The organism is Solidesulfovibrio sp. C21 (assembly GCF_047785625.1).
GTDB lineage: Bacteria > Desulfobacterota > Desulfovibrionia > Desulfovibrionales > Desulfovibrionaceae > Solidesulfovibrio.
The window spans coordinates 1-10,345 of the sequence record NZ_JBLODY010000104.1 but is presented as its reverse complement, the minus strand read 5'-3'; the positions used below and the strand labels follow the sequence as shown (position 1 = coordinate 10,345).

Here is a 10,345-nt window from a genome sequence, read left to right as displayed (position 1 = left end):
GAGGGAACCCCTTTTTGCAAAAAGGGGTTCCCTCCCCCAGACCCCCAGGACAGAAACGGCATGCCGGTTTTTTCGCTGACCGAGGACCCGATGCTTTTTCCGCGGCCGTCGTTGGCCGAGCCGGGCGGACTTTTGGCCGTGGGCGGCGATCTGTGCGTTACGCGGCTGGTCGCGGCCTACCGGCGGGGTATCTTCCCCTGGTACGACGCGGACACGCCCATCCTGTGGTGGTCGCCGGACCCCAGGCCGATCCTCTTCCCGGGCTTGGTTCACGTTTCGCATCGGCTGGCCCGGACGATCCGGTCCGGGAAATTCACCGTGACCCTGGATGAGGATTTCAGCGGCGTTATCCGGGGCTGTGCCGGCGTGTCGCGTACGGTCGGCGCCGGCACCTGGATCGTGCCGGAGATGATCGCGGCCTACGAGGCCCTGCACGCGGCCGGTTATGCCCACAGCGTCGAGGCCTGGCTGGACGGGGAACTGGTCGGCGGTGCCTATGGCGTGGCCATTGGCCGGGCATTTTTCGGGGAGTCGATGTTTCACCGGGTCACGGACGCGTCCAAGGTCGCCTTCGTGACCCTGTGCCGGCACTTGGACAAGTGCGGCTTCCATTTCATCGACTGCCAGCAGGAAACCGGGCATCTGGCCCATTTCGGCGCGGTGCCCATCCGGCGCAGCGAGTTCCAAAAGCGCCTGGACGTGGCCCGGCAGTTCGAGCCGGAAAGCGACTGGCGGCTCGCCTGTCCCCTGACGGAAGTTGCCGAACGCTGAGAGGGGACGACACTGTGTCCTGCGCCACGAGTCCTTGCAACACGATTCCCGCGCCATCCCCTCCTCATATTGTGTCCTTGAAGAAGATGTCTCATCATCTCACTTTTTGTGTGAATCGACGGCCTGTTGCGGCAAGGCATCCTGGGCGGCTTCCGGCCTTACCGGAGGTTCGGGCAGGGAACAAAGCGCCCCGGACGTCAGCCGGGACAACAGCGGTTCGATGGATTCACCGGCGGCCAGCCGGCGGGCCATTTCCAGCTGTTCGGTCCGGCAGGGGGCATGGCCGTCGATGACCGCGCCCCGAACCCGGCGCAGGATGGAAGCATAGCCGGGCCCCGGTTCGACGCCCAGCGCCTTGAGGTCGTTGCCGGTAATCTCCAGTTTTTTTCCGCGAAGGGTGGTGAGAAAAAGCGAAACGTATTTTTGCAACGGCTCCCGGGGATTTCGGGCCATGAGAAAAAGCGCCCCCTCGACCGGCAGCGGCTCCATCAGAAAATAGAGTTCGGACAATGTGCCCTTGTGGTACTCCCAGTTGAAAAGCCCTTGCGCCGTTTCGCGGATCTGCAGGCGCAGATGGGCGATGTCGCCCGCCGTGCGCTTGGAGAAGTTGAGTCGTTTGCCAACCAACGCGAACTGCTCCGGGTCCATACCCGAACACAAGGCCAGAAAATAGATCAGCCATGCCTGCGGCTTGGGGTCGATGAAGAGCAGGCGGTACCAGTTGATGACGTTTTCCACCTCCATGAGCACCGTTTCCCGGGCCGGGGTCAGGGCGAGCAGGGGATGGATGGCGGCAAGAAGCTTGTAGTCGTGCATGCGGCGCAGGCAGGCCAGGGGTGTTTTCTCCTCCAGAATCAGCTGCAACTCGTGGAAGACCCGGGCGCCGGACAGGCGGTGGAAGAAATTGTGGCGCACGGCGTTTTTAATGAGCCGGTCCGTCTGGCCGCCGATGCGGAAACCGAAGCGCTCGCTGAAGCGGATGGCCCGCACGATGCGGGTGGGGTCCTCGACGAAGCTGAGGGAATGCAGGACGCGCAGCACCCGGTCCTTGATGTCGCGCTGGGCCCCGAAGAAATCCACCAGATCGCCGAAGCGGTCCGGGGAGATATGCACGGCCAGGGCGTTGACGGTAAAATCACGGCGGTAGAGGTCCATCTTGATGGAGGACAGCTCGACCGTCGGCAGCGCGGCCGGGTATTCGTAGTATTCAAGCCGTGCCGTGGCCACATCCACCCGCTGGCCGTCCGGCAGCACGACCACGGCGGTCTTGAATTTGGGGTGGGCTTTGTAACGGCCGCCCATCTCCCGGGTCATGGCCGCGGCAAAGGCGATGCCGTCTCCCTCGACCACCAGGTCCACGTCGAAGTTGGCATGCTTTAAAAGCACGTCGCGCACGAACCCGCCCACCACATAGACGGCATAGCCCAGTTCCTGGCCGAGCTTGCCGGCACGCTTGAGGAGCGTCAGGATATCCTTGGGCAGCCGCTCGCGCAACAGCCCCGAAATGTTACGTTCGCGCTTGCGCTCGGGCAGCAGCGACTCCGGAATGCGCGAGGGCTCCTTGACCAGCGTGTTGACGATATCCGTGCGCGTGACCACGCCAACGAGCTTGCCGCCCTCGACCACCGGGGCCAGGCGCTGCCGCTGGCCGAGGATGATCTCCATGACCGGATACAGGTCGGTGTCGGGCGTGACCACGGCCGGCTCACGGATCATGTATTCGGCCACCGGCACGTCGCCCAGGCCATGGTTGATGGCCTTGTCCATGATGTCGTGCTCGATGACCCCCACACACTTCTTGCCGTTTTTGGTCACCACCGGCAGGGCCTTCAAGCCATAGCGGGTCATGATCTCCTCGGCCCGGCGCATGTTGGCCCACTCCTCGATGGATACGGCCGGCTTGCTCATGAACTGGCGGACCAGGATCTGCGGGTTGACTTGCGAGTAGAGCAGGCCGAAGAGCTCTTCGCGCACCTGGGTCAGCGTGCGGTTTTTGATGGAGGCCGAAGCCGCGTAGGGGTGGCCGCCGCCGCCAAGCGAGGCGCAGATCTTGCCCACGTCCACGTCCGGGCTGCGCGAGCGGGCGACAAGGTGCACCCGGTCGTTCATGAGCCCGATGGCAAACAGCACGCGCAGGTTCTCCATATCCAAAAATTTGTGCACGAGCAGGGCGAAGTCGCCGACGTACTGGTCGGAGGTGGCCTCGGCGATGACCACTTCCACGCCGTTGATGTCGTGGGTCTGGGCCGACTCGATGAGCTGGCTCATGATGGTGATCTGCTCCGAGGAGAGTTCGCGCGTCATGAGGTCGGCGATAACCCCCACGTCCATGCCGCGCGAACGCAACCAGGCGGCGGCGGCCAGATCGTGCTCGGTGGTGGAGGCAAAGGTGAACGAGCCCGTGTCCTCGTAGATGCCAAGGCCGAGGATGGTGGCCTCGTCGGTGGAAAGGGCCAAGTCCTCGGCCATGATGCGTTCCATGAGGATGGCCGTGGTCGATCCCCAGGGCTTGACCACGGACAGGGCGGCCGGGACATCCTCCTCGGTGTCGGGGTGGTGGTCGTAGCAGTGAACGACAAGCCCCGGGTTGGCGAAGACCGGCTCGATATGGGGCAGGCGCGAGCGCTGGCGGGTGTCAACCAGCACGAGGGTCTTGACGCTGGTCGGCTCGATCTCCTTGAAGTTCTTGAAATTGAACAGGTAGGTGGCGCTTTGGATGAAGAAGTGCCTGAGATTTTTTTCCTGGCTGCCGGGAAAGATCAGGGTCGCGCCGGGGTAGAGCTTGCCGGCGGCGATGATGGCGGCCAGACAGTCGAAATCCGCATTGGCATGGCCGGTAACGATGACCGGTGCCTCTTTGAGCGGCGGTTTGGAGGGGAAACTCATAGGTAAAGTTCTACTTTCACTTTAATTTTGGGAGCGGGATCGGGGATGGTGGGCGCGATGCACGGCCAGCAGGCGTTCGGCCTGGACGTGGGTATAGATTTCCGTGGCGCTGATGTCCGCGTGGCCGAGCAGGGTTTGCACCGTGCGCAGATCGGCCCCGCCATCGAGCAGGTGGGTGGCGAAGGAGTGGCGCAGACTGTGGGGCGAGATGCGCAGGGAGATGCCCGCGGCCTGGGCGTGGCGTTTTATGCCTTTCCATACGGCCTGCCGGGAGAGCCCGCGGCCGGAGCGGTTCAGAAAGATAAATTGCTCCTTGGGATGGAACGCGCCCCGGATCGTCTGCACGTAGGTGGAAAGAAACTCCTGGGCTAACGCGTGGATAGGGATAAGCCGCTCCTTGGAGCCCTTGCCGAAAACCCGCAACAGCCCGGCCTGGGCGTCGAAATCCGTCAGCGCAAGCCCGGTAAGCTCCGATACGCGAAGCCCGGCGGCATAGAGCAGTTCCAGCATGGTCCGGTCGCGATAGCCGAGCGGCGTGGCCGTGTCCGGGGCGTCAAGCAGCCGGGCCACATCGTCGCGGGAGAGCACGTCCGGGAGCAGACGCGGCAGCTTGGGATTTTCGATCAGGGCCGCCGGGGATTCGGGCAGCCAGGCTTCGTCGGCGGCATAGGCGAAAAAGCCGCGCAGGGCCGAAAGATGCCGGGCCAGGGATCGGCTGGCCAGTCCCCGCGAACGCAAATGCATGAGGTAGAGAAACAGCGTATCGTCATTGACGGTTTCGAGGTGGCCGTCATGCTCGTTTAAAAAAGTTAAAAAGCTTGCAAGGTCGGTGGAATAGGCGGCAATGGAGTGCTCGGCCAGCCCCTTGGCCACGACCAAGTGTTCCAGGTAGCGGTCCACCCAGGGATGGGATGGGACAGGGGGGGAAGTGTTTTCTGTGGGCATGACGGATACGCCAGGACTTCGTGACACGATTTCGCCCGGGATTCAACGTCTGATCCGATCGCAACGCAGATCCGGCGGCTAGGCTCGCCCCAGGAAGACTTTGCTGCCTGGCTCAACCGAGTGGTTACACCGGGCAACAGGAGCGGGGGGAGAAGGCCGATCGATACCATTGACCAATGCTTCGAATCTGTCAAAGAAGTGGCTGCGGAGGACATATCAAAGAAATTGCCAGGGAGAAAAAACTACACATATCGCCGTCGCAACAGACCTGATTGCGTCCGTTGTTCTTGGCCTGATACAGGGCATTGTCGGCCCGGCGCGGCATATCTTCGAGAGGGTTCCCCTGTCGTGACCGACCTGCTTGACACGGCCTTGACGACTTTTTTACTTCTGCGCTGCCGCGAGAAAGGAGACTCCACCACGGAACGTCATGTCGTCACTACCGCCTATGTCGGGCTGGGCTCCAATCTCGGAGATCGGGCGGCTACCCTGGAAGTGGCCCAGGAGCGTCTGGCCATGCTCCCCGGGGCAAGTCTCGCGGCGGCAAGCCCGATTTACGAAACCGAACCCTGGGGCGATGCCGACCAGCCGTTTTTTCTCAACCAGGTCGTGGCGCTTGGGCTTGCCGCCGACTGGACAGCCGGAAAACTCCTCGCCGCGCTTTTGAACATTGAAACAGCCCTTGGGCGCGTGCGTGGGGAACGTCGCTTCGGGCCGCGCACCCTGGACCTCGATCTGCTGCTTTTTGGCGACGCGGCCATTGACGAGCCCGACCTTGTCGTGCCGCACCCGAGGCTGCGGCAGCGCGCCTTTGTCCTCGTGCCCCTGGCGGATATCGCCCCGGGGGTGATCATCCCGGACGGGGAGGGCGGAAGCGTTGCGACAGCGCTTGCGAAAATCCCTTTCAAAATCGTTGGAAATACCGTAAGAGCGGGACATTGACCGGGTCCGCAAAGGACCTGCAAGGAGCGTTATGTATCGTTGGCTCATACTGATCGTGGCCGGCTTTATCCTCTATAAGCTTTTCCTCGGCGATCGGGGCCGTAAAAAGACCCAGGAAGCCGAAACGAAAACGCGCATGGCCGCCACCGGCGAGATGGTCAAGGACCCGGTTTGCGGCACCTATGTTCCGGCCGATGCCGACATTCGCGTTCGTGACGGCAACAAGGTCTACGCCTTTTGCAGCTACGAATGCCGCGACGCCTTCGTCAAGCGCCTGGAAGCCACCCGTACCGAGTCCGTCGAGCATGCCAAGGAAGCCGAGCATGCCGAAGAGGGCCGAGGTTAAAAGCCTCCAAGCCCTTTGTCCGGCGCGCACCGCTCTTTTTCACGGTGTCGGGCCCACGGGGCGCGGCGCGACGCGTTTCTGACTTTTTCCCTTCGGCGTCGCGGCCCATTGCGATGGAGGTCGTGGCCCTTGCGCCTTTTGCAGCATGCAGCAGACGTTTCATAACACCAAAGGCGCATCCCGCGACTGGGCGGAACGGCTGGTCCTGGCCGCCATCCTGATTGTCGCCGCCTGCCTGCGCCTGTATCACCTGGAAACGCCGACCATGTGGTGGGACGAAATCGTCGTCCCGCTGACAGCGCGTTTCCCGGTCTCCTACATCCTCGACTTCTCGCGCCACTGCGAGATGCACCCGCCGCTGTACCACCTTTTCATCAAGGCTGTGGAGTGGGCGGGGATCTCCGATTTCGCCTTGCGCCTGCCCTCGGCCTTGTGCGGACTGGCCGCGGTCTATGCCGCCTGGCGTCTTTTCAGCAGGCTCTACGACCGCGCGGTCGGGCTCGTTGCCGCGGCGTTTCTCGCCGGCAGCGCCATGCAGGTCTGGCATGTGCGGCAGGTACGGCCGTATGCCATCCTGACGCTGCTGTTCGTCTTTTCGCTCTATTTCTGCCTGCGGCTGCTTCGGGAGCGGCAAAACCGCGATCTCTACGCCCTGCTTGGGATCAACGCGGTCCTGTTGGGCCTGCATTACTTCATGTTCGAGGTCGTCTTTGCCGAGGGCGTCGTGCTCGTGGCCAACTGGCGGCCGCGCGGGCAGGGCCTCACCTTGCGGCAGCTTGTGGTTTTCTGTTGTGGTACGGCCATCGTGGCGCTGCCTGTGCTGCTCGTCTTTTTCCTGCCCAGCCAGACCACGCTGTCGATTTTTGCCGACAAGGGCACCTTTGCCGCTATCGGGCGGCTCATCCTCGCCTATGCGGCCGATGTGCTGTGGAGCCATGACGACACGGCCATGCGCCTGGTCATGGGCACCATCGTCGCCGTCGGCGGACTGGCCATGGCGCGGCGCGCCCCGCGCGAACTGGCCGCCTGCCTGCTCGTTGTGCTCATCCCGGCCCTGATCCTTTTTTTCATGCGCAAGACCGCCTATTTTTCGCCGCGCCATTTCCTCTACATGACGGTCGTGGCGGCCCTGTTCGCCGGCCAGGCAACGCGCTTTTTACCGCGTCCCGGCCTGTTCGGCCCGCCAGTTGCCTTGCTGCTCGCCATCACTGCGGCGGCCAACGTCTTTTTCACCCACCCGGACGCCTACTACCGGCCCACGAGCTACCATCATCCGGTTTTTGTCACGGACTTCAAACCCATGGCCCGGGAACTGGCCTGGAAGCTTCAGCCCGGGGAGGTGCTCGCCGCCTCGGACCCGGGCACGGTTAATGCCGTTTCCTGGTACCTGGACCGGTTTGTGGCCGACAATCCCTTCCGCGACCAGAAGCTCGACGCGGGCAGTCCGGATTTCACCCTGCGTTTTTTCGCGCCGTTTCATAATTGGGGACACCTGGGCAAAACCGAACAGGCTTTCACCATCGCCGTTGGCCCCATCAGCCGGACCGAGCAGGTCTTAAACGCCAAGATTTACGATCTGCCCATCCACCGGGAGCCGGCCCCGGTCATCACCGCCACGCCCTTTCATCTGCGACGGCGCGCCGCCTTTCCGGACTTCTACCGGCAGGTGACGGCCTTTTTGGATATGACCATCAACCCGTACTGGGGCGGAGAGGCCATCCCTACCCGCAACAGCCGACCGGCCGTTCTGGAATACCGGATCGACAACGCGGCCGGCGACGCGCCCCAGCAAATCCAGTGGATGATCGAATATAAAAACGAAGGGAAGGGCAGCACCATGGCTTTTTCGGCTCGGTTCGACGACGAGCCGGCCGTGCCGCTTTTCACGTCCGTTGGCCCGGACGGGCAGGGCGGCCGCATGGTGACGCTGGTGCGCGAAAAGCCCTACAAGGCCCTGACCTTGCGCCTGGAAACGGTCTGCGCTCCCTATACCGCCCGCTATCCCGGCGGCAATCTGGAGACTACCGCCTTTCGGGACTTCGACCTGGAAATCGTGCCGCTCGGACATTTCGATTCCCCGGTGCCGTTTGCCGTGCGCGAGACCGGGGGGCTCGGCAAGATCGAACACAGCGACGTCAACCTTTGGCGCTGGGGGCTCGGTCCCCAAAGCGGGCTGGCCTTCGATCTGCCACAGGCCGGGACGTACGCCCTCGAATGCGACTTCGCCAACGTCATCCCCGGGCAGACCGTGACGGTTAGCGTCAACGGGAAGGTGGTCGAAACCTTCGCCAACCTGCCGGCCGACGCCCGCGAGTCCCGCCGCATCCCCATCGCCGGACGCAAGGGACACAATACGATCGTCATCGCCTACAGTGACTGGAACCACGGCAAGACCACCTTCGCCGCCACGGACGTGCGGCCGATGGCCCTTTTCATCCGCAAACTGCGCTTGCTCCCCGGCTCGTGAGCCCGGCTCCGGGATGAGCCCATGCCGGTGTCCGGTTGCCGGCTGCCCGACCATGGGCTAAAAAAGGTCGAAGATCATCCCCGCAACCTCCATCCCCCAAGGCCCGCCGCCCATGATGAACACGCGCATCGTCGACGTGGCCATAAACGTCTTCGGCAAACCGGCCCAGACCGTGCTGTCCCTTCTGTCGTTGCTTAAGCATTCGGGCCGCTGGATCGACAAAGTTTACTTCATCGAGGAACGCGCCGCGGTCAATGAAGCCTTCGTCCATGGGGACATCCGACAGGTGCTCGGCGATCGGCTCGTGCATTTTCGCCCGCAGCTCATGAACTGGCGCTACGCCGTGGATCCGTCACGCCTGGGCGACACGGGCTACCGCCACAGCCTGCGCTACCAGTACGCCTTCGAACACACGGATAAGCGCTATCTGCTCCTTATCCACAACGACTGCGAGTTTATCGGCGACGCGGTCGGGCTGCTGCTCGGGCATATGGGCGGAAATATCGGCGTAGGGGAGGTGGGGCAGTGCTGGCTGTGTCCGGCCAAGCGCTTCGGGCATTGCGGACCCGGCCGCTACCTGGAATACCGGCCCGACTTCGCCCAACTTCGCGCCCTCTACGACGCCCTGCCGGCCGAGGTCTACCGCCGGCTGTATACCCAGGAGCCGACCGAGGAACTCATGCGCCATCCCTGGCCGCTGCCGGAATGCCGGCTCAACGAATATTGCTGTCTGATCAATATGGAGAGGGCCCGGCCGGCCACCTGCCCGCAGGGGCAGGCCCGACCGTTCGGGGCCTATGTCGACGTGGGCAATCCCGAGACCGGCAACGGCATCCTGGACATCGGCGTGGCCTGGTTCGGGGATATGGTCCGCCTGGGCCACACGTTTGGCCATGTTTCCCTGTCCCCGGTGTTGCGCCATACCGTCGGTGGACACAAGGCCCTTTTTGCGCCGGAATTATATGTGGAGCAGGAAGAAAAAGCCCTGGCCATCCTGGAATCCCGCTTCGGCGGCTCCCGAAACGACAACGCGGAGACGAAGTAATATGCCCCTTTTCACCATCGGCGAAAAATGTACGGGCTGCGGCCTTTGCGTGGCGGCCTGCCCGGCCAGTCTGGTCCGGCAGAAAGGGGAGGAACCGCCCCATGCCCTGGCCGGCCGCGAAGCGCACTGCATCCGCTGCGGTCACTGCGTCATTTCCTGCCCGACCGGGGCCTTTCACCATGCGCTTTTGCCCGAGGAGCAGTTCTCGCCGCTCAAAGGCCGGGAACTGCCGGACCTGGCCAGCCTGCGCCGGCTGCTCATGTCCCGCCGCTCCTGCCGCAACTTCAAGCCCCAGACGCTTTCCCACGAGGAAATCTTGGCGCTTATCGAGGCCGTGCGCCATGCGCCCACAGGGCATAACGCCCGGCAGGTGGGCTATGTGGTGGTGGACGGCCCGGAGCGCATGGACGTGGCGCGCCGCGGCGTGCTCGAGTGGATCGCGGCCGAGGTCGCGGCCGATACCCCGCGCGCGGCCGATCTGCATCTGGCCGGCGCGGCCCGGGCCATGGCCAAGGGCAGGGACGTGATTTTTCGCGGCGCGCCCCACGTGGTGGTGGCCCATGCGCCGGACGCCGGCATCACACCGGCCCTGGACGCGGCCAGTGCCGCCGCCTGGCTGGATATCGCCGCCGCGGCCGGAGGCTACGGGGCCTGCTGGTGCGGCTACCTGATCTTCGCTCTCGACGCCCATCCTCCCCTCGGCGCGCTCCTCGGCATGCCGGAAGGGCACAAGGGCTACGCGGCGCTGCTCCTCGGCAAGCCCGCCATTCGGCCGCTTGCCATTCCCCCCCGCGACATGCCGCCCGTGACGTTTTTTTGAGGATGAGGGGGAGGGTGCCTCCGGCGGCCAGGGGGAAACTTTTTGAAAAAAGTTTCCCCCTGGACCCCCTTCAAAAACTTTCAACGGGGATCATTCGATCACCGTGACCAGTCTCATTTACTC

The 10,345-nt window shown here is 63.6% G+C and carries 8 protein-coding genes; 6 read left to right on the top strand and 2 right to left on the bottom strand.

From position 1 onward, the window contains the following. Positions 1 to 60 precede the first annotated feature (60 nt). Positions 61 to 771, top strand: a complete 711-nt coding sequence (gene aat, locus ACMZ6R_RS18895) for a leucyl/phenylalanyl-tRNA--protein transferase (RefSeq protein WP_416114405.1) — start codon at positions 61 to 63, stop codon at positions 769 to 771. A gap of 99 nt (positions 772 to 870) precedes the next feature. Here the strand turns inward: aat and ACMZ6R_RS18890 are convergent, their stop codons facing one another. Beyond that, on the bottom strand, positions 871 to 3,657 hold the full coding sequence (locus ACMZ6R_RS18890; protein WP_416114403.1) for a CBS domain-containing protein: 2,787 nt from the start codon (positions 3,655 to 3,657) through the stop codon (positions 871 to 873). 21 nt (positions 3,658 to 3,678) lie between these two features. Continuing rightward, complete coding sequence (gene xerD / locus ACMZ6R_RS18885; protein ID WP_416114401.1) at positions 3,679 to 4,602, bottom strand: site-specific tyrosine recombinase XerD; 924 nt, start codon at positions 4,600 to 4,602, stop codon at positions 3,679 to 3,681. 348 nt (positions 4,603 to 4,950) lie between these two features. On the opposite strand from xerD, the gene folK reads away from it, so the two are divergent. The 5 genes from folK to ACMZ6R_RS18860 all read left to right on the top strand — a co-directional run bounded on the left by folK (position 4,951) and on the right by ACMZ6R_RS18860 (position 10,222). Continuing rightward, entirely contained in the window at positions 4,951 to 5,544 is a 594-nt protein-coding gene (folK, locus tag ACMZ6R_RS18880; RefSeq protein ID WP_416114399.1) for a 2-amino-4-hydroxy-6-hydroxymethyldihydropteridine diphosphokinase, read from the top strand. A gap of 31 nt (positions 5,545 to 5,575) precedes the next feature. Then, positions 5,576 to 5,890, top strand: a complete 315-nt coding sequence (locus tag ACMZ6R_RS18875; protein WP_416114397.1) for a transcriptional regulator — start codon at positions 5,576 to 5,578, stop codon at positions 5,888 to 5,890. 145 nt (positions 5,891 to 6,035) lie between these two features. Next, positions 6,036 to 8,357 (top strand): glycosyltransferase family 39 protein, encoded by a 2,322-nt coding sequence (locus tag ACMZ6R_RS18870; RefSeq protein WP_416114395.1) that lies wholly within the window; start codon positions 6,036 to 6,038, stop codon positions 8,355 to 8,357. Positions 8,358 to 8,469: 112 nt separating this feature from the next. Next, complete coding sequence (locus tag ACMZ6R_RS18865) at positions 8,470 to 9,402, top strand: hypothetical protein (RefSeq protein ID WP_416114393.1); 933 nt, start codon at positions 8,470 to 8,472, stop codon at positions 9,400 to 9,402. A gap of 1 nt (position 9,403) precedes the next feature. Further along, positions 9,404 to 10,222, top strand: coding sequence for a nitroreductase family protein (locus ACMZ6R_RS18860; RefSeq protein ID WP_416114391.1), 819 nt, complete (start codon positions 9,404 to 9,406; stop codon positions 10,220 to 10,222). Positions 10,223 to 10,345 lie beyond the last annotated feature (123 nt).

What these genes read in the sequence shown, in the direction of transcription:
- aat (WP_416114405.1), top strand. Translation starts at nt 61, where the DNA reads ATGCCGGTTTTTTCGCTGACCGAGGACCCGATGCTTTTTCCGCGGCCG.
- ACMZ6R_RS18890 (WP_416114403.1), bottom strand. Translation starts at nt 3,657, where the DNA reads ATGAGTTTCCCCTCCAAACCGCCGCTCAAAGAGGCACCGGTCATCGTT.
- xerD (WP_416114401.1), bottom strand. Translation starts at nt 4,602, where the DNA reads ATGCCCACAGAAAACACTTCCCCCCCTGTCCCATCCCATCCCTGGGTG.
- ACMZ6R_RS18875 (WP_416114397.1), top strand. Translation starts at nt 5,576, where the DNA reads ATGTATCGTTGGCTCATACTGATCGTGGCCGGCTTTATCCTCTATAAG.
- ACMZ6R_RS18870 (WP_416114395.1), top strand. Translation starts at nt 6,036, where the DNA reads ATGCAGCAGACGTTTCATAACACCAAAGGCGCATCCCGCGACTGGGCG.
- ACMZ6R_RS18865 (WP_416114393.1), top strand. Translation starts at nt 8,470, where the DNA reads ATGATGAACACGCGCATCGTCGACGTGGCCATAAACGTCTTCGGCAAA.
- ACMZ6R_RS18860 (WP_416114391.1), top strand. Translation starts at nt 9,404, where the DNA reads ATGCCCCTTTTCACCATCGGCGAAAAATGTACGGGCTGCGGCCTTTGC.